18 protein-coding genes are annotated in these 19,322 nt (G+C 62.8%); 12 read left to right on the forward strand and 6 right to left on the reverse strand.

The window, feature by feature from the left end:
- Positions 1–48: 48 nt before the first annotated feature.
- Entirely contained in the window at positions 49–1,944 is a 1,896-nt protein-coding gene (locus VE009_RS15905; protein ID WP_325009275.1) for a sigma-54-dependent Fis family transcriptional regulator, read from the forward strand.
- A 102-nt stretch (positions 1,945–2,046) separates the two neighbouring features.
- Entirely contained in the window at positions 2,047–3,249 is a 1,203-nt protein-coding gene (locus VE009_RS15910; protein ID WP_325009277.1) for a MerR family transcriptional regulator, read from the forward strand.
- Here the strand turns inward: VE009_RS15910 and VE009_RS15915 are convergent.
- Positions 3,242–3,874, reverse strand: coding sequence for a hypothetical protein (locus tag VE009_RS15915; protein ID WP_325009279.1), 633 nt, complete (start codon positions 3,872–3,874; stop codon positions 3,242–3,244). The genes VE009_RS15910 and VE009_RS15915 overlap by 8 nt on opposite strands.
- Positions 3,875–4,049: 175 nt before the next feature.
- Between VE009_RS15915 and VE009_RS15920 the strand changes: the two genes are divergently transcribed.
- The 5 genes from VE009_RS15920 (at position 4,050) to VE009_RS15940 (ending at position 8,285) form a co-directional block, all read left to right on the forward strand.
- Entirely contained in the window at positions 4,050–5,024 is a 975-nt protein-coding gene (locus tag VE009_RS15920; protein ID WP_325009281.1) for an NUDIX domain-containing protein, read from the forward strand.
- A 140-nt stretch (positions 5,025–5,164) separates the two neighbouring features.
- Entirely contained in the window at positions 5,165–5,344 is a 180-nt protein-coding gene (locus VE009_RS15925) for a hypothetical protein (RefSeq protein WP_325009283.1), read from the forward strand.
- A gap of 23 nt (positions 5,345–5,367) precedes the next feature.
- Positions 5,368–6,648: an isocitrate lyase gene (aceA, locus tag VE009_RS15930; RefSeq protein ID WP_325009285.1), complete on the forward strand. Its 1,281-nt coding sequence runs from the start codon at positions 5,368–5,370 to the stop codon at positions 6,646–6,648.
- Positions 6,649–6,685: 37 nt separating this feature from the next.
- Entirely contained in the window at positions 6,686–6,871 is a 186-nt protein-coding gene (locus tag VE009_RS15935) for a hypothetical protein (protein WP_325009289.1), read from the forward strand.
- Positions 6,872–6,956: 85 nt separating this feature from the next.
- The gene (locus VE009_RS15940; RefSeq protein ID WP_325009291.1) at positions 6,957–8,285 is read left to right on the forward strand and encodes a DRTGG domain-containing protein; all 1,329 of its coding nucleotides are present in this window, start codon (positions 6,957–6,959) and stop codon (positions 8,283–8,285) included.
- 61 nt (positions 8,286–8,346) lie between these two features.
- Here VE009_RS15940 and VE009_RS15945 read toward each other — a convergent pair whose 3' ends face one another.
- Positions 8,347–9,195 (reverse strand): pyruvate, water dikinase regulatory protein, encoded by an 849-nt coding sequence (locus tag VE009_RS15945; RefSeq protein ID WP_325009293.1) that lies wholly within the window; start codon positions 9,193–9,195, stop codon positions 8,347–8,349.
- Complete coding sequence (locus tag VE009_RS15950) at positions 9,192–9,875, reverse strand: helix-turn-helix transcriptional regulator (protein ID WP_325009295.1); 684 nt, start codon at positions 9,873–9,875, stop codon at positions 9,192–9,194. The genes VE009_RS15945 and VE009_RS15950 overlap by 4 nt, the downstream gene beginning before the upstream one ends.
- Positions 9,876–9,978: 103 nt before the next feature.
- On the opposite strand from VE009_RS15950, the gene VE009_RS15955 reads away from it, so the two are divergent.
- Both VE009_RS15955 and VE009_RS15960 read left to right on the forward strand, forming a co-directional pair.
- Complete coding sequence (locus tag VE009_RS15955; RefSeq protein ID WP_325009548.1) at positions 9,979–11,097, forward strand: LysM peptidoglycan-binding domain-containing protein; 1,119 nt, start codon at positions 9,979–9,981, stop codon at positions 11,095–11,097.
- Positions 11,098–11,270: 173 nt separating this feature from the next.
- On the forward strand, positions 11,271–12,047 hold the full coding sequence (locus tag VE009_RS15960) for an SDR family oxidoreductase (RefSeq protein ID WP_325009297.1): 777 nt from the start codon (positions 11,271–11,273) through the stop codon (positions 12,045–12,047).
- Positions 12,048–12,064: 17 nt separating this feature from the next.
- Here the strand turns inward: VE009_RS15960 and VE009_RS15965 are convergent, their stop codons facing one another.
- Both VE009_RS15965 and VE009_RS15970 read right to left on the reverse strand, forming a co-directional pair.
- The gene (locus VE009_RS15965; protein ID WP_325009298.1) at positions 12,065–13,279 is read right to left on the reverse strand and encodes an ATP-grasp domain-containing protein; all 1,215 of its coding nucleotides are present in this window, start codon (positions 13,277–13,279) and stop codon (positions 12,065–12,067) included.
- The gene (locus VE009_RS15970; protein ID WP_325009299.1) at positions 13,276–14,259 is read right to left on the reverse strand and encodes a GNAT family N-acetyltransferase; all 984 of its coding nucleotides are present in this window, start codon (positions 14,257–14,259) and stop codon (positions 13,276–13,278) included. The genes VE009_RS15965 and VE009_RS15970 overlap by 4 nt, the downstream gene beginning before the upstream one ends.
- A 319-nt stretch (positions 14,260–14,578) precedes the next feature.
- Here VE009_RS15970 and VE009_RS15975 point away from each other — a divergent pair, with 319 nt between their 5' ends.
- A complete protein-coding gene (locus VE009_RS15975; protein WP_325009301.1) occupies positions 14,579–15,940 on the forward strand; it encodes a YheC/YheD family protein in 1,362 nt (453 codons plus the stop codon).
- 55 nt (positions 15,941–15,995) lie between these two features.
- Positions 15,996–17,300 (forward strand): YheC/YheD family protein, encoded by a 1,305-nt coding sequence (locus tag VE009_RS15980; protein ID WP_325009303.1) that lies wholly within the window; start codon positions 15,996–15,998, stop codon positions 17,298–17,300.
- A 25-nt stretch (positions 17,301–17,325) separates the two neighbouring features.
- On the opposite strand, the gene VE009_RS15985 is transcribed toward VE009_RS15980, so the two are convergent.
- Complete coding sequence (locus VE009_RS15985; RefSeq protein ID WP_325009305.1) at positions 17,326–17,679, reverse strand: winged helix-turn-helix transcriptional regulator; 354 nt, start codon at positions 17,677–17,679, stop codon at positions 17,326–17,328.
- A gap of 203 nt (positions 17,680–17,882) precedes the next feature.
- On the opposite strand from VE009_RS15985, the gene VE009_RS15990 reads away from it, so the two are divergent.
- The gene (locus tag VE009_RS15990) at positions 17,883–19,319 is read left to right on the forward strand and encodes an MFS transporter (RefSeq protein WP_325009307.1); all 1,437 of its coding nucleotides are present in this window, start codon (positions 17,883–17,885) and stop codon (positions 19,317–19,319) included.
- The last annotated feature ends 3 nt before the right edge of the window (positions 19,320–19,322 follow it).

Consider the following 19,322-nt stretch of genomic DNA (forward strand, 5'->3'; position numbering starts at 1 on the left):
ACATCTGGCGTACATCCTGCAACGAATTCGTACCGGGAGGAATGTATCGTGTTCGAGTCGGCATTAAGTTTGTACGCGTGGCAGCGCTTCGTGCAGGAGGGGGTGCTCGACGAGTCCCGCATGCATCGCAGAATCGCGGAATCGTGGCATCGCTCGAAGGAGGCGCGCGTCAATCCGCATTTGGACCGCGGCCGCCACGTGCTGAAGGGCGAGTCGTTCGCGCTGCAGCAGCGGAAGAACGAGCTGCTGCGCGACGTCGCCGCGCCGCATATCGGGCGGATCGACGCGATCGCCGCCGAGATGGGCATGGTTTCACTGCTCATCGACCCGGAAGGGATCGTGCTGTCGATGCGGGGCAGCGAGGACGTGCTCGAGCGGGCGAAGCGGATCAATTTCGTGGAGGGCGTCCGCTGGACCGAGGCCGAGGTCGGCACGAACGCCATCGGCACGGCGCTGTCGATCGGCGAGCCGATCATGGTGACGGGCCCAGAACATTATTCGATCGCCTCGCACGGCTGGAGCTGCGCCTCCGCGCCGATCCGCAACGACGACGGCCATATCATCGGCATTCTCGACGTGTCGTGCCCGGTCGACCGGGCGCATCCGTACATGCTCGGCATGGTGACCCAAGCGGCGTACGCGATGGAGCGGGAGGCGAGCATTCGGGCGCACCGGGACGAGATGGAGCTCGTCCAACGGTCGATCGAGGCGCTCGAGCGGGAGCAGCCGCTCGTCGTATGCAATCCCCGCGGGATCGTCGTGGCGGCGAGCAAGCCGGTGCGGCGGCACGTGCCGCAGTGGGCGGGCATGCGCGAGGAGGCGATCCGCGAGCGCGGCTACGCGTACCGCATGGAGGTTCCGATTTGCTCCGCGGCGCACGGCGGATACATCGGGAAGTGCGTCTATTTGCTGGAGCAGGAGAAGCAGACCGTCGTCTCCGCCGGGTTCCGGGACGCCGCGGCGCAGAAGCCGTTCCGATTCCTCGGGGAGGCCGGCACGAGTCTTGCGTTCCGGCGAACGCTCGAGGAGCTGCGGCGCGTGTCCGCGACGGACGCCAACGTCTTTCTGTTCGGCGAAACGGGGACGGGCAAGGAGATCGTCGCGCGCTCGATCCACGAGAACAGCGGCCGGCGGAACGGTCCGTTCGTCGCCGTCAACTGCGGGGCGATTCCGAAGGATTTGCTGGAGAGCGAGCTGTTCGGCTACGTCGAAGGCGCATTCACCGGGGCCAAGCGGCACGGGCAGAAGGGGAAATTCGAGCAGGCGCATCAAGGGACCATCTTCCTTGACGAAATCGGCGAAATTCCGCACGGCATGCAAGTCGCTCTGCTGCGGGTGCTGCAGGAGAAGCGCGTCACGCCGCTCGGCGGAAGCAAAGAAATTCCGCTCGATATTCGCGTCATCGCAGCGACGCATCGCGACATTCGGCGGCTCGTCGCGGAGGGGACGTTCCGCGAGGACTTGTTTTACCGGCTGTACGTGTTCCCCGTCGAGGTGCCGGCGCTCCGCCGCCGCGCGGAGGACATCCCGCATCTGGTCCGCTACTATTGCGATGCGCACGGCTGGGACGCCGCTTTCACGCCCGCCTGCTTCGATGCGCTGATGAGGCACGATTGGCCGGGCAACGTCCGCGAGCTGATGAACGTGCTGGAGAAGCTGCGCATTCTGGCGGCGGACGGGCAGGAGGACATCGAGACGCTGCTGCGCGGCTTGCTGCGGACGTACGGCGAAGCCGGGCCGCGGCCGCAGGCCGAGCCCGCCGGCGCCGAACGGACGGAGCCGCGGCGCGGGCAGCCGCTCAAGCTGCGCGAGCAAATCCAGAAGCAGCAGATGCTGGACGCGCTGCAGCGAACGAACGGCAACGTGACGAAAGCCGCCAAGCTTCTCGGCATGCCGAGAAGCACGTTTTACAAGAGAATGATGAAATTCGAGGGCGAGCCGTGACGGGGCTCGCCCTCGCCGCGCGTTCCTGACAATCCCGCTGTACCGGGGCCGTGCGATCGGGTACGATGAAGGAAACGAAAGCGAACGGAGGCAAGGCTGCGAATGGAACAGGGGGAGGCGCGGTATACGACCGGACAGGTGTCGCGGAGAACGGGCATTACGGTGAGAACGCTGCGGTTTTACGATGCGATCGGCTTGCTCGCGCCGAGCGCCGTCGACCCCGCGAAGGGGAGGCTGTACAGCGAAGCGGACGTGGCGGCGCTGTCGCACATTCAGACGTTGAAGTATGTCGGCCTCTCGCTCGAGGAGATCAAGCGGACGCTGCGCGGGGGCGCCTCGCCGGACGGAGGCTTGTTCCAATCGCTGCAGCTGCAGAAGGAGCTGCTCGCGAAGCGGTCGGCGCATTTGGCGTTCGCCGTGAAGGCGCTGCGGGAAGCGGTCGCCCTGCTGGAAGACAGCCGGCGCGGTTCCGACTGGGACGCGCTCGCCGGCGTCATCGAGCAGGTCGAATTGGAGCGGGATTGGCTCGAACAGTACCAGACGCCCGGCCGGCTGCGGAAACGAATCACCCTGTACGACAAATACAGCGTCAACCCGATCGGCTGGCACCGCTGGTTTTTCGAGCGGCTCGGCGGCGCGTCCGATCTGCGCGTGCTCGAGGTCGGCTGCGGCGACGGCGCGCTGTGGACCCGCAACCGCGAGCGCATTCCCGCGTCGTGGCGGATCACGCTGACCGATGCGTCCGTCGGCATGATCGAAGAAGCGAAGGCCGCGCTGCGAGGCATTCCGCAAATTAAATGCCTCGTCGCCGACGCGCAGTCGCTGCCGTTCCACGACGAGCAGTTCGACGTCGTCATCGCGAACCATATGCTGTACCACGTCCCCGACATTCCGGCCGCGCTGTCCGAAGCGGCGCGGGTCATGAAGCCGGGGGCGTCGCTGTTCGCGTCGACGATGAGCAAGCGGCACCTCGCCGAGATCGAACGATTCGCCGCGGATTTCGACCCAGGCCTCCGCGTGCTCGACCCGGTCATGGAACGGTTCAGCTTGGATAACGGCGCGGAGCTGCTTTCGCGGTATTTTGCTAGCGTCGAGACGGAGCGGTACGACGATCGGCTGGAGGTCGACGACCCTGGTCCGCTGCTCGAGTACATGACCTCGACGCCGATGAACGCGAAGGACGTGCTGACGGGCCGGACGCTGGAGCGATTTCGCGCCTATTTGGACCGCTTGTTTCAGGAACGGGGCAGGCTGACGATCACGAAAGATTTGGGTTTTTTCCGGGCGACGAAGTTCATTACTTGATTTTTGAGGTGATCGGCAGTGGGAAAGATTCCGTGCGGAGGTCCTTCGTCTCGAAAGCGATGGCGGCCACGCCGCTCTCTTGAAATGATGGGTTGGCGACAGGGAATATTTCTACGAAGTATTCTTCTTTCGCAATATTCCCGACGAAGACCTCGCCGTGGAATGTTATTTTGAACCGTTCAAACTCCTTCGAATCCGACGGATTCCTGCCGTATACGACGAAAAACGTCTCCTTCCGCTTCCCCGTAAACGCTTCGAACAAATAACTATCGAATGTGTTCGTACCCCAACCCATACCATCGAAACGATATGTATTGCCCAACCGGCTCCTCTCGTAAAAGGCGAATCCTAACCTAGGGGCAGGGCTTGGCGTCTCCGCGTCATGCACCGAAAATAAAATGGTTTTGTAGTTCCCGATCTCATTGATTTCTTCGATCTCAAGATCAGCTTTTGTCATCGTTCCGGCATTTATGAATTGTTCCTTTACGTGGCTTTCCAGGGCCGTCTCCTCAAGGGGGAAACGATTCAGCAGATGAAGCCAAATGCCGACGATGACCAGAATCAAAGCGACAGCCAAGACAGCCAAGACAGCCAAGATCCTAACGCGTACGCTCCGCTTTTTCATGACTTGCTAACCTCCTAACGACTCAGGCGTTCTTTGGTGTAAACATATACGATTCTGGGAATTGGATCGTTCCGACGCAGGCGGCAAAGTTTTATGCAATTCCCGCTTGCGGGTGACGTAACGTCACCCGTTATTCTTTTCTTGTATCGCGAAAAGAGTCGAGGAGGAGCCGCCGATGAGCGCCGAAGTGAACATTTTGAACGATCAACTGTTGTCCGACAACTGGTACGTCCTGCGGAAGGTGACGTTCCAGCTGCGCAATCGCCAAGGGGAGTGGGAGACGCAGGCGCGGGAGGTGTACGACCGCGGCAACGGAGCCGTCATCCTGCTCGTCAACAAGGAGAAAGGGACGGTCGTGCTGACGCGGCAGTTCCGGATGCCGACGTATGTGAACGGCAACGAATCCGGCTATTTGATCGAAGCGTGCGCCGGACTGCTGGACGGGAAAGAGCCGGACGCCGCGATCGTCAAGGAAACCGAGGAGGAGACAGGCTACCGGCTATCGCAGGCGCGCAAAATCGGGGAAGCGTACATGTCGCCGGGCTCGGTCACGGAGATATTGCATTTCTACATGGCGGAGTACGACGAGTCGATGCGCATCGGCGACGGCGGCGGGCTGCGGGAGGAGCAGGAACAGATCGAGGTGCTCGAGCTCGAGTATCTCGAGGCGCTGAACATGATCGACCGAGGCGGCATCAAGGACGCGAAAACGATCATGCTGCTGCGCCACCCCGAGGTCGAACGCTATTTCGCGCCGCGGCGGCCGCTGCATATTCTGATCGCCGGCCCGTACCGATCCGGCACCGGCGACGATCCGCGCCTCATCGAACGCAACATGGAGCGGATGAACGCGGCCGCTTGGCAGGTGTATCGATCGGGCCATCTCCCCGTCCTCGGCGAATGGTATGCGCTGCCGCTGCTTAAGGAAGCAGGCTCGAAGGAAATCGGGGACGAAGTGTTCCAAAGCTTGTTCCACCCGTCCTCGATCCGGCTGCTGGCGCACTGCGACGCGGTGCTGCGCATCGGCGGCGCGTCCGAGGGCGCGGACGAAATGGTGCGCATCGCGCGCGGCATGGGGAAGCCGGTGTATGCCGCGTTCGAAGACATTCCCGCCGCCGCGGGGGATGGATCGGAAACACTCCGGGCATAGCCCGGGGTTTTTTTTGTCCAAAAAAACAGTTATATAACAAAAAATATTTTTAAAAACAGTATTGCAACAGTGGTAAGACAGTTATATAATGTCAGACATAAGGAACAACTGTTATATAACATGAAAGGGGGCGAATCAACATGGATTGTCCGATCTGCATGGGGACGGGGGAGCTCGAAGGCGAAGACGGCGGCTTCGGACTTCGCCTGTTCGCCGGCGCCGCGGAGCCGGCCGGCGACGACCGCCGCGGCGTTCCCACGGCGTTGTGCTTTCGCTGCGGGGGCAGCGGGTATTTGGAGCAAATAGACGAGAACGGGTAAACAAAAGAAGGGAGAGGGAAATCATGATCGATCGGAAACTGCAAGCGAAAGAGCTGGAACGGAAATGGCGCACGCCGCGCTTCGAGGGCGTCGCGCGGCCTTACTCTGCGGAGGACGTCGTGAGGCTGCGCGGATCCGTCGTCGTCGAGCACACGCTCGCGAAGCGGGGCGCCGACAAACTGTGGTCGCTGCTGCAGAGCGAGCCTTACGTGCACGCGCTCGGGGCGCTGACGGGCAATCAAGCGGTGCAGCAGGCGAAGGCGGGGCTGAAGGCGATTTACCTGAGCGGCTGGCAGGTCGCCGCGGACGCGAACTTGTCGGGACATATGTATCCCGATCAGAGCTTGTACCCGGCCAACAGCGTGCCGCATGTCGTGAAGCGGATCAACCAGGCGCTGCAGCGCGCGGATCAAATTCAGCATGCGGAAGGGAAAGGGGATATCGATTTCTTCCTGCCGATCGTCGCCGACGCGGAGGCGGGCTTCGGGGGGCCGCTGAACGTGTTCGAGTTGATGAAGGCGATGATCGAAGCGGGCGCCGCCGCCGTTCACTTCGAGGACCAGCTGTCGTCCGAGAAAAAATGCGGCCATCTCGGCGGCAAGGTCCTCCTCCCGACGCAGCAGGCTGTGCGCAACTTGATCGCCGCCCGCCTCGCGGCCGACGTGATGGGCGTCGATACGATCATCATCGCGAGAACGGACGCGAACGCGGCGCGGCTGCTCACGAGCGACATCGACGACAACGACCGCCCGTTCCTCACCGGGGAGCGATCGCCGGAAGGGTTCTACTACGTCAAAGAAGGGCTGGATCAGGCGATCTCCCGCGGGCTGGCGTACGCGCCGTACGCCGACCTCATCTGGTGCGAGACGTCCGAGCCGAACATCGAGGAAGCGCGCCGGTTCGCCGAAGCGATTCATTCCCAGTACCCGAACAAGATGCTCGCTTACAACTGCTCGCCATCCTTCAACTGGCGAAAGAAGCTGAGCGTCGATGAAATCGCCGCGTTCCAGCAGCGAATCGGGGAGATGGGCTACAAATTCCAATTCGTGACGCTCGCCGGCTTCCATGCGCTGAACTACAGCATGTTTACGCTGGCTCGGGGGTATCGGGATCGCGGGATGGCGGCGTACTCAGAGCTGCAGCAGGCGGAGTTCGCGGCCGAGCAGGACGGGTACGAAGCAACGCGCCACCAGCGCGAGGTCGGCACCGGTTATTTCGATGAGGTGACGCAGGTCATCTCCGGCGGCAACGCGTCGACGACGGCGCTGTCGGGCTCGACGGAAGCGGAACAGTTCGCGCATTAAGGGATAAGGCACCTTATGAAGAAAGGAAGCGAGAACGATGCCTGCCATCGATAGAGCGAGAACAATCGAGGAACGACGCCCGGCCGCACCCGCGGCCGGAGGGTGCTTCTTGTGCGGCGGCGCGGAGGAGGCGTCCGCGGTATGCCCGAATTGCGAGGAAACCGCGGATCTGCCGCTCTCGCACTACTATTTGATGCAGTATTACCGCTGTATTGCGGATTAACAGGGCGCTTCCATTTTCAATCCGGGGGAGGTGTTATATAATAGAAAGCAAGAATGAATGCTGTACGGACGAAGGGTCGGATCTTATGGGCGGCGCAGATGCTTCGACGAAGCACGAACAGATCATCCAATATATCGAGGACCTCGAGGTCGGCTCGCGCATTTCCGTGCGCAAAATCGCGCAGGAGCTCGAGGTCAGCGAAGGCACGGCCTACCGCGCCATCAAAGACGCGGAAAACCGCGGCATCGTCAGCACGAAGGAGCGGGCGGGCACCGTCCGCATCGAGAAGAAGGAGCTTCTCGAGATCGACAAGCTGACGTTCGAGGACATCGTGCGCATCGTCGACGGGGAAGTGCTCGGCGGGAAAGGCGGATTGCACAAGCCGCTGAACAAATTCGTCATCGGCGCGATGCAGCTCGAAGCGATGATTCGCTACATCGAGCCCGGGAATCTGCTGATCGTCGGCAACCGGACGAAGGCGCATTACAGCGCGCTGACGCTCGGCGCGGGCGTGCTCGTCACCGGCGGGTTCGACACGACGGACGAAGCGAAGGCGCTCGCGGACGAAACGGGCCTTCCGATTATCAAGAGCAGCTACGACACGTTCACCGTCGCGACGCTGATCAACCGCGCCATCTCCGAGAAGCTGATCAAGAAGCAGATTACGTTCGTCGGGGATATCGTGCGCAAGGACGCCGGAGCCGCCTATTTGCGGGAAACCGACAAAGTCGACGACATGCTGCGTTTGATCGGGGAGACGAACCATAATCGGTTCCCCGTCGTCGACGGCGCGATGCGGCCGATCGGGATGATTACCGCGAAGGACATCATCGGCGCTTCCGGCTCGCACCCGCTCTCGAATTACATGACGCGGGACCCGTTCACCGTGACGGCGAAGACGTCCGTGGCGTCGGCCGGCCATATGATGGTCTGGGAATCGCTCGAGCTGCTGCCGGTCGTCGACGAGGAAGGACGGCTCTCGGGCGTCATCAGCCGCAAGGACGTGCTGCGCGCGCTGCAAAACGTGCAGCTGCAGCCGCATTACGGCGAGACGCTCGAGGACCAGATGTGGTCGGCCTTCCAGGAATTTCGCGACAGCGAGGGACGCTCGTATTTCCAAGGGACGATATCCGCCCAAATGATCGACTCGGTCGGCCTGTTGTCCGACGGCATTCTGTCGAGCCTCGTGCTGCAGGTCGCCAAACGGACGATGAAGGCGCAGCGCCGCGGCGATCTGCGCACAGACAGCACGTCGGTGTACTATTTTCAGCCGCTCGAAATCGACAGCACGGTCACGTTCGTGCCGAACGTTATCGAGTCGAGCCGACGCTTTTGCAAAATCGGGGTAGACGTCTTCAAAGACGGCGCCAAAGCGGCGCAGGCGGTCATTACCGCGCGCATGATCGAATCCTAACGAGGCGAAGAAAAAGCCTGTTCGGTTCCGGGTTTTCCGGAAGGAACAGGCTCTTGTTCGTTTAGACGGATTCGCGGCCGAGGTATGAGGCGCGTTCGTCCCGCGCGTGCAGCCGTTCGATAATGTACGCCGCCGTCTCCTCGATCGACTGATCGGTGACGTCCATGACGGCGCAGCCGATGTCCTGCATGACCGAACGGGCGAAGGCCAGCTCTTCCTGGATGTACTCCATCGACGCGTATCGCGCGCCGGGCGGCAGGCCGAGCGTCTTCAGCCGCTCCATCCGGATGTTGAACAGCTTCTCGGGGTTCATTGTCAGCCCTACGATGAACGGCTGCTTCAAACGGTACAGCTCCGGCGGGATCTTCGTCTCGAGCACGATCGGCAGGTTGGCGACTTTGTAGCCTTTGTGCGCGAGGAACACGCTGAGCGGCGTCTTCGACGTGCGGGAGACGCCGATCAGGACGATCTGCGCCAGCGACAGGCCGCGGAAATCTTTCCCGTCGTCGTATTTCACCGCGAATTCGATCGCTTCGATGCGGCGGAAATACGTCTCGTCCATTTCGTACCGAAGGCCGGGCGTTTCGCGCGGCGTGCTGCCGTACGCGTCCACGATCGCCTGCATTACCGGCCCCAAAATGTCGACGGTGATGACGCCGAGCCGAATCGCCTCCTCTTTCAAGAACGCCTTCAAATCCGGCAGAACGATCGTATACGCGACGATGCCGCCCTCCGCAGCAGCCTCCTGCAAAATCTCGAAGATATCTTCTTCCCGCCTGAGATGGCCGTACCGTTTCGTGCGGATCGCCTCGGCGCCGAATTGGCGAGCCGCCGCTTGCGCGACGGTTTCCGCCGTTTCGCCGATGCCGTCGGAGCAAATGTAGATGATCGGAGTTTTGCGTACGTTCATATCGTCAATCCTCCTTCGGCGGCGCTTTCCGCCAACACCCTCGTCATATGCGTTTTCGTAATGCGGCCCAGCACGCGCTGCTTTCCGCCTTCGACCGGCTCGACGACCGGCAGGCTGTCCACTTGATGGTGAATCATTTTGCGGGCGGCTTCTAATACCGTATCGTCCGGAGAAGCCGTCACGATGTTCGGGTGGCGCGTCATGACGAGATGGATCGGCATCGTTTGGGCCGAAGCGCCGGTGATCGTCACCTTCAGCAAATCTTTGCGGGAGACGATGCCCTCGAGATGCCCCTCGGCGTCCGCGACGATCAAGGTGCCGACGTTCTCGAGAAACATCGTGACGACCGCGTCGTACACCGAGGCGGCGCCCTGCACGACGACCGGAACGCCTTGAATGTCCCGCACCTTGAGATGCAGGGAAGGCGAAACCGGCCGGCCGCCGTCCTTGAACGCGCTGCCGGCGAAGTAGCCGACCTTCGGCTTCGCGTCCACGTACCCGAGCATGGCCAGGATCGCCAAGTCGGAACGGATCGTCGGCTTGCTGACGCCGAGCTTCTCCGCGATTTGGTCGCCGGTGATCGGCGCGTGTTTGGTTACGATATCGACGATTTCCAATTGCCTAGCGGTCAGTTCGATGCCGTTCACCTCCGGCGAATTCGTTTTTTTCAAACATACCATAAATTCCTCTTTTCGTGCAGGGATCGTAAAGCGCATAAACGGGGGAACGTTCGCGCACCCTTTTCCAAAGAAACGAAGGGAGGTTATCGTACTTTTGAAAAAGGTGATCGCATGGGCGCTGATGGCCGCGATGCTGGCCGTCGCGGCTCCGGCGCCGGCGCAGGCGCAAACGCCGAGCGTCTCCATTCGTCAAGTGTTCCAATCGCTGCATGCGCAGGTAACGTGGAACGATCCCGTCATTCGGGTGACGCGCGGGGCTGATGTCATCGTGTTCCGCGTCGGCTCGAATATCGCATCGAAGAACGGCACGAACATGACGCTGAGCGAGCCGATCCGACTCGCCGGCGGGGCCGCGGTCATTTCGACCGTCGACATTTATCCCGTCGCCCAAAACTGGCGGGGGCTGCAGGACGCCAACGACCGATTGAACGTGTCGGGGACGACGCACACGATCGCCTCGGGCGAAAGCTTGTGGGCGATCTCGCGCAAATACGGAGTGACGGTCGACCAAATCCGGCATTGGAACCATTTGAAGAGCGATCTGCTGCTCGTCGGCGAACGCATTTACGTCGAGGAGCCTTATCTCCCGCATACCGTCGCCTCCGGCGATACGCTGTGGAAAATTTCTCAAGCGTACACGACGACCGTGGCGGCGATCGTTGCCCGAAACGGGCTGCAGTCGTATACGATTTATCCGGGGCAGTCGCTGAAAATTCCGGTGCCCGACGCGATGCGGGCGCAGCCGAGAGACGTCGTGCCGGAGCCGCCGGCGTATAAGGAAGGCGTGTTTCCGTTCATTAACGGCTCGTACCAGCAGTTCGGCGACACGTGGGGAGAATCGCGAAGCTTCGGCGGCGAGCGCGCGCACGAAGGCGTAGACATTATGGCGGACGAAGGGGTGCCGCTATTTAGCGTCACGGACGGCACCATTGTCAGCTACGGCTGGCTGCAGTACGGCGGCTGGCGTCTCAGCATCCGGGCGTCGGACGGATCGACGGCGATGTATTACGCGCATATGGCGGGTTACGCGCCGGGGATTTACAAGGGAGCCAAGGTGAAGAAAGGGCAATTGATCGGCTACAACGGCGCCACCGGGTACGGGGAAGTCGGCACGACCGGCAAATTCGCTGCGCATCTGCACTTCGGCATGTACGATACGTCGAACGGCGGCTGGAAGGCGTTCAATCCGTACCCGTATCTCAAATGGTGGGAGCAGCGATAACGAAGGCCGCACGAAACCGCGCGATAGGAAGCGCGGTTTTTTGCGCTGGTCCGGTTCCGGCGCCGCAAGGCGGGCGGAGGCAGCGGGCGGAGGCAGGAATTCGGGCAAGCGGCGACGAAGGTGTGAGGAAACGTAATCGCGCGCGTAGCGCCGCGGAAGGAGCTGCGAAACACATGGAGCAACGTAGGACGGCATTGATTATAGGAGCCAGCGGAGGGATCGGCTTGGCGGCGGCGCTTGAATTGGCCGGCCGAGGCGTTCGCGTCGCGATCGCCGCGAGGGCGGGCGAACGGCTCGAGCGCGCGGCGTCCGTATTGCGGGACGCGCAGCCGGAAGGCTTAGCGTTCGCCGCGGACGTCGCGGACGCGGACGACCGCCGGATCTTGTTCGAACGCGTCGACGCGGAGCTGGGCCGGCTCGACATCTTGGTGAACAGCGTTCCCGGAGCGGAGCCGGCTTCGTTCCTCGAGCACGGCATTCACCATATCGAAGAAGGCATCCGCAAGAAGCTGCTTCCTTACTTGGACGCCATGAAGCTGGCGTCCGACCGGATGAGGACGAGACGGTGGGGCCGCATCGTCAATGTCGTGGGCAACATGTGGAAGGAGCCGGACCCGCTTCGGTATAACTTCGGCATCGTCAACGCGGCGATCGTCAACGCCTCCAAGGCGGCGGCCTTCGAGTTGGCCCCGTACGGCATCACGGTCAACGGCGTCCACCCCGGAAGCATCTTGACGGATCGGCTTCGCAGCGTATGGGCGGATGCGGCCGAACGGAGAGGGGTAACGGTCGAGACCGTGGCGCAGGGAGCGGCCGCGGGCGTTCCGGCCGGCCGAGTCGGCACCCCGGAAGAAGCGGCGGCGGTCATCGCTTTCCTCGCTTCCGAAGAAGCGGGATACGTGACAGGGCAGCAAATTTCCGTCGACGGGGGCTCGATGCGCAGTATGTAATAGGGAGAGAGCAGCCCTTAAGGCTGCTCCCACTCGAATTGAATCATCGCGGCAGCCGCTTTCGCGCGGGCCTCCGCCTCCTCGGCGCTGTCTCCGACGGCGATAACGCAGCCGTATCGATCGGCCATCGAGCGCGGCGGATGGAGCGGCCGTCCGGCGACGTCGCGCATGAACGCTTCCTCGACGCCCGGCGCCTGCCGCGCCTCCTCCACGCCTTGAACCGCGCGGCATCGTCCCGCGCGGTCCGCCGTCACGTAGCGGGCGTAGGCGAAGCGGTCCCGCGTCGGCTGCACGTCCGGCTCTTCGCCGAGCCACATGCGAAGCGTCGCTGCGGCCGTATCGACGCCGGTCGCAATGTGGATGAACCGGTTCATGAAGCCTCCCGAGAGGCGCGAATTGATTTCGACGAGCTTCCACGTTCCGCGAACGAAGCGCAGCTCGAGATGGCAGGAACCGGTCCTCAGGCCGATCCGTTCCACGATCGCGGCCGCCGCTTCTTCGAGCGACCGGAACGACGGCGAGGCGCGGTCTCGCACGATGCTGTAGCCTTTGACGATAAATTTGCCGCCCTCGTACTCCACATCCTGCCGAATGACGGCGACGAGATGAGCCGCCCCTTCGTACACGAGAACCTCGGTCAAATATTGCGGTCCGTCCAAATACTCTTCCACGAGCGCCGGCGCCGCCTTCGAGGGGGACAGCCGGTTCGCCGCCTGCGCCAATTCGGCGGAGTCGGTCGCGAAGTATACGTCCTTGGAGCCTCCCGAGTTCGGGCGCTTCAGGATGAGCGGCAAGCGAGCTTCGAGCTCGCCGAGCGCGGACGGATGATTGTCCGTGAGAATCGCATAATAAGGATTATTAGGCATGCCTTCGAGCCGCTTTCGAACCGCGGCTTTATCGCGCATGCGCCGGTACGCCGCCGTCGTGAACGCGCCGACCCCCAGCGCATCGTTCAGCAGGCAGGCGGTATAGACATGCCGCTCCGAGAAGCTGACGACGGCAGCCACGTCGATGCCCGCCGCGCGGAGCCGCTCGATTTCGGCCGCTCCGTCCCGGAACCTCAGCGGCTTGACGTACCGGACGGATGCGGCTTCGGGGATGGCGGCGGCGCTGCGGGGGAGCGCAGGGTTGGTCGTCAGCACGTGGACGGCATACCCCATGCTCGCAGCCGCGGCAAGCGCGTCGCGGCTCCCGCCCTGGATTTCCATCCCGAGAAACAAAATCGCTTTCACTCGTACCTCCCCCTGAAGAAGACCCGCAGCCGCTTCGTGTCCAAAACCGGCTGGAATTTGTTTTTGAAGGCGCGCAATCCGCCCGAGACGCCGGCGTCGTGGCCGAGATTGATCAGCTCCGCGTCCGGATGAAGCCGGTGCACCTCTTTAGCGATTTCGATATACATGACGGACGACGCACCGGGGAACCGCTTGCGATATTTCAGCCAGGTGAACCAGCCCTGCCCGTTGGGCGAAATGCCGCAGATGCCCGCGGCGGCGATCGTTCCGCCGACGTCGAGCACGAGCACCGATTGCCCGAGAGGCGCGGCATGATTCAGCAAATTATTGAAAAAGACGTCGTCCCATACCTTTGTATATTTAGCTCCGGCCGACTCGTTCCACTCCCGTTTCAGCTCCAGCAGCGCGTCTCGGTCCCGTTCCTCCGCGCGCCGGACGCGCGCCTCCGGGAATTCGTGTTCGAATCGGCGGAGAGCGTAGCGAACGGGGCGGAATTCGCTGCCCGGCAGCGTCAGCAGCTCGCGCACGGAGGCATGCCGTTCCATGCCGTCCAGCACGACGCACCGGAAATAGTTCCGAAATACGCGGGACCGCGACAAGAAGGCGTATTGCAAGTCATCGATGACGCGTACCCTTGTGCGGGTGTTCTTAGAGCGATTCCACTCGCGGCAGAACGACATCGCCTTCAACAGGACGCCGGCCACATGGTCCGGAGAGCCCGGCCCGAGCGGCAGGATCGGCAGATGCAGCGTATCGTACCGGCGATGATATTTGAACAGCGCAAGCATGCCGTCGATTTCCTTCCACAGCACGACGGAGCCCGGCCCCGGATTGCCCCAGATATAAGCGAAATTCGAGGAGAACACGGTGATCGGATAGTCGGAGGCGGCCGCGTATGCATCGTACATGCCGCGTTCCTCCAGCTCGAGCCGCCGGAACGTCCAATCCCCGAGCGTGACGGTTTGCGCATCGGCACCCAAAGCCGGCACCCCCCATAGATTCATAGTCAACTTCATAAATATAGTAAGAGCCGAGCCGTCGCTCTGCTTGGACGAACGACGCGGCGCTGGAGCGGATTTCCGGGTGCTGCCAACATTTCGAACGGGATGACGACAAGCAAGCGCTGCTCGGCCAGAAAATAAGCTGCTCCGAATTGCGCGCGTCATTTCCGAATAAACGATACTCCCCCGTTTCCGAGGCGGAACGGGTTTTTTTTGTGCGTTTGTCCGCGGGTATTCATCCATTCCGCCGCCCCTCCGCCGTCATCTAATGAAGGAGCGAAGGAGTTGATGCTGCGCCATGCCCGCCAATCTGAAGATTGTCGTAGACGACGGCGATGTGAATCGGTTGACGATCAGCCCCGCGATCGGCGGGCCGCACCCGGAATGGATCGTCGTCAGCTTCGGAGTGAAAACAATGTCGTGCCGCGTACGCTGGACGGACGCAAACCTGTTCGACGGCGGCGACATCGTTTGCCGGTTGCCCGCCGACGTGCAAGCGTATTTAAAAATACCGTTAGACCTTTCGTATCCATACCGTTGGGACGGCAAAACGCTGACGATCGGCCCGACGATCGGCTTGTTGTTCGGCCGGAATGCCGGAAACTATACTTCAGAATTCATGGAAAAGCACTACGCCGATCGGATGCTGGCGTATCCCGAGTTCGGCGGCTTGGTGGTGGCGTATTCGATCAATGCCGTCGATTGGACGACGCAGACCGTCACAGGGTTGTATTATCACCCGGTTAAGAAGCGATGGGTTGCCTGCCGGACGACGCTGCCCAAGGTGACGTACAGGCGGCATATCGGGCAGCCGAACATCAAAGCGTTCCGCGAGGCGGTGGTCCGCTCCGGCGGCATCATGTTCAACACTGCCCGGTTTTCGAAATGGGAAATGCACCGCATCGTCGGCGACAACCCCATCCTCCGGCAATACATTCCTCCTACGATCCGTGTGAAAAACGCCGACCGGCTGTATCAATTCCTGAAGCAGCACGGCTCCGTCATCATCAAGCCCGTGTTCAGCTCGAGAGGGAAGGGCATCGCGACGCTTCGACGGCTGGATGATGGCATTCGGATCATCGAATATTCGGTCGAGCGGCGCGTCGGGCGGCTCGTCGAGCCGGAGAAGCTGGGCGAATGGCTGGAGGCCGCGTACGGAAGGGCGAGGCGAAAGCCGATCGCGCAAAAGCTCATTCCGATCGCCACCGTCGGCGGCGCCGTATTCGACATTCGCGTCGTCATGCAGCGCAACGTCCGGGGCGAATGGGCGAGCTCCGGCATCGAATGCCGGGTGGCGGCGACGAATAAGGAGATTTCGAACCTGGCCGCAGGAGGCCGGGCGGCGGCGATCGAGGATGCGTTTCGCCGCATGGATGCGCCGGTCGGCGACGTTGCGAAGCTTCAGGAGGAGATCGCGTATTTTTGCCGGCAATTCTGCTTCTGGATGGATCAACTGGAAGGCCATCGGTTCGTGGAATACGGCATCGACCTCGCGGTGGACCGAAACGGCAAGCTGTGGTTTATCGAAGCGAATTTCCGCCCAGGCTACCAGGGCTTTCGCACGTTCGACGAAGCGGCGTTCCGCCGCATCTCGGCGCAGCCGCTTCGGTATGCGGCCGCGGTGCAGGGGTTTGCCGTGACATCGCCGGATCAGGATTGAGCGAGAGGGGGAGAGGACGATTCGCATTCGGTGGAACGATACGTCGGATTTAGAAGTGCGGGTACCCGCTTCATGGCTTCGGGAGAGCGGATGGGCGGAGCACCGGACGATATTCGTCAAGTTCGGCGCCTGGGAGACCGCATGCCGGGTGCGCGCGGGCGGCGGGGCGGACGACGCGGATGAACTGTGGCTGCCCAAGGCCGTTCTCGGCGGCGTCCGCCTCCCCGAAGGGCTGCGGCTCGAAGCGCGCCGCGGCGCGGACCGGCTGGACATCGGCCCCGTCGTCGGGCTGCTCGCTTCGTTCCGGGACCGGGACATGACCGACGCGGCGCTGGAGCGCTGGCTCCCGTACGTCGGGGAATACGCGAAGATCGGCGGCTTGATCGTCGCGTTCAGTTTGGAGGGCATGATAGACGATGAGCGGAAGGCGATCGGCTGCGCGTACGACCCGGTCTCGGGCGGCTGGGTGCGGGGCGTGTACCCGCTGCCTGCCGCTTTGTACTTGCGCCGAGCCAAAATCGGCATGTACGCGCATCGCCGGCTTTACAAGCTGTTCGGCAGGCGGTTTTTCAACGCGTACGCCTTCTCGAAATGGGAGATGTACTGCTGGCTGCGCGATTCTTCCGTCGGCCGCTTCCTGCCGGAGACGGCGCCGCTCGGCGACGAACGACAGGCGGAGGCGCTGTTCGAGAAGTACGGCAAACTGTTCCTAAAGCACACGACCGGTTTCCGGGGCGTCGGCATCTATACGGCGGAGCGGCGAGGGGACGGCGTCGCGCTCTCGACCGGCTCCGGCGAGGAGTGGACGACGCGGACGCTGCCGGATTGGGGCGAGACGTACCGAACGCTGCTCGCGGAGGTCGACGCGAACGCGTATCTCGCGCAGCAGGCCGTTCCGCTGGCGAAGCTGAACGACCGGGTCATGGATTTTCGCGTCGTCGCGCAGAAGGACGAAGCCGGCGAATGGCGGGCCCAGGCGCTTATCGCCAGGTCCGGGCCGGCCGGGAGCCGCGTGAGCAACGTATCCCGCGGCGGGGCGGCGCAGCCCGCGTTGACGGCGCTGGAGACGTACATCGGCGACCGCCACGCGGCCCGGCGCGCCTGCGAAGACTTCGCGGAGCTGGCGCTGGCCGCCGCCGCGGAGACGGAACGGCGCAGCGGGTTCCATTACGGCAATTTCGGGATGGACATCGCGCTCGACCGGTTCGGCTCGCTGTGGCTCTTGGAAATCAACAATGTGTACCCGGATCCGACGATCGCGCTCGACGCGAACGAGCCGGAGCTGTTCGCGAAGATCATGGCGGCTCCGCTTCGGTACGCAAGGACGTTGTCGGGCTTCGGCCCCTCGAGCATACCGTAGGCATTCGCCGCGGTATGCTTTTTTTTTACGATTCGCCTTCCGCGTCGCCCCGTTGGCGGCGGTGCTCGATCCCCCAAGCGCACATGGCGGACAAGACCGGGTCGAGCGACCGCCCGTACGCGCTGATCGAATATTCCACTTTCGGAGGGACCTCCGGGTACGAGCGCCTTTCGATCAGGCCGTCGTCCTCCAATTCCCGCAGCTGGCTCGCCAGCATGCCGTGCGTCACTTCCGGCATTCGCCGCCTCAGCTCGCCGAACCGCATCGTCCCTTCGCGCAGCAAGAAGTGAAGGATCAGCGGCTTCCATTTGCCGCCGATCGCGCGGAGGGTCGCCGCGATCCCGTTCGTGTCCAACGTATTTCCGCCCGTCGAAGGCATGCTCGTTCCTCCCGCAGTCCTCAAATTTCGCCGATCGATCCTAGCGTGCTTCTATTATGACAAACTTCCCGGAAGCCGGATACGGCCGAAAAGTACGTTTTTTCGTACTCGGTACGAAAAAAGAGCGTACTTCCGCGGGGTCCCGGACTGCCGCATAATCGAACCGTACGTACGATTCGACAAAACGGAGAGGGGTTTCGCAAGTGAACCATATCGGAAGAACGAACGCCAAGGCCGCGCTGACGCTGCTGTGCACGGCTCAAATGATGATTTTAACGGATACGTCCATCGTGCACGTCGCGCTGCCGTCGATCGGGGACGCGCTGGGCGCGTCGGCCGCGGAGCTGCAGTGGGTCGTTACCGCGTACACGCTGCTTTTCGGAGGGTGCATGCTGATCGGCGGACGGGCGGGGGATTTGCTCGGCATGAGGCGCATGCTGATGGCCGGGATGACGGTATTCACGCTCGCGTCCATGCTCGGCGGGTGGGCGCAGTCGGAGGCGACGCTGATCGCGGCTCGCGCGCTGCAGGGACTCGGGGCCGCGCTGCTGGCGCCGTCCGTCGTGTCGCTCGCTTCGGTTTTGTTTCCCGAAGGCCCGGAACGCTATCGGGCGCTCGGCGCGATCGGCGCCGTCAACGCCGTCGGATTTTCGCTCGGACTCCTGCTTGGCGGCTCGCTGACGGAGGCGTTCGGCTGGCCGTCCGTCTTCTTCGTCAACGTGCCGTTCGGCATCGCGTTCCTCGCCTTGGCGCCCCGTCTCCTGCCGGACAACCCCGTTCGGCGGCAGCCACTGGACGTCCAGGGGGCGGCGGCGGCGACGGCCGGCCTGACGATGTTCGTCCTCGCGTTCTCGCTCGCGGATGCGCATGGGCTCTTGTCCGCCCCCGTCGGGCTGCTGTTGGCGGGCGCGGCGGGGCTGCTGGCCTTGTTCGTTCGCATCGAGCGGCGGGCGGATTACCCGATGGTACCGCTGCGGCTGTTCGGCAACCGGGGACTCGTCGGGGCGAACGCGGCTACCGTCGTGTTCGGCGCGGTGATCGCCCCCATGTTTTTCTTTCTCACCTTCTATTTGCAGAACGTGCTCGGCTTCGACTCGCTGTCGACGGGGCTTGCGTTCCTGCCCCATAGCCTGCTCGTTTGGATCGCGACCGGCATCGCGTCGAAGGCGGTGGCGCGGCACGGCGCGCGGCGCGTATTGCTGTGCGGCATGACGGCGTTCGGCATGGGGTTCGCGTGGCTGACGTTCATTACGCCGGAACGGGGGTACTGGACCGCGGTGCTGCCGGGGACGCTGCTCGTCGGGCTGGGCGTCGCGACCGTCGTCGTGGCCGGCGTCATCGCGGCGACGTCGGACGTCGGACAACAGGAGCAGGGGCTCGCGTCCGGCTTGTGGAATACGGCGATCCCCGTCGGCTCCTCGATCGGCATGGCCGCGTCGTCGCTGGCGGTCGAGCTGCGCGTCGAACGGCTCGCGGCGCAGGCCGAGCCGGCGCTCGCTTACGTCGAAGGCATTCGCGCGTCCTTCTTCCTTGCGCTCGTATTCGTTGCGATCGGTTTCGTCAGCGTATATGCGCTCATGAACCGGACGAAACGCGAAACGGCGAAGGCCGCGAAGCGCGGCGCCTCCGCCGTTCCGTAATGG

This window comes from Paenibacillus sp., from assembly GCF_035645195.1.
Lineage (GTDB): Bacteria > Bacillota > Bacilli > Paenibacillales > YIM-B00363 > Paenibacillus_AE.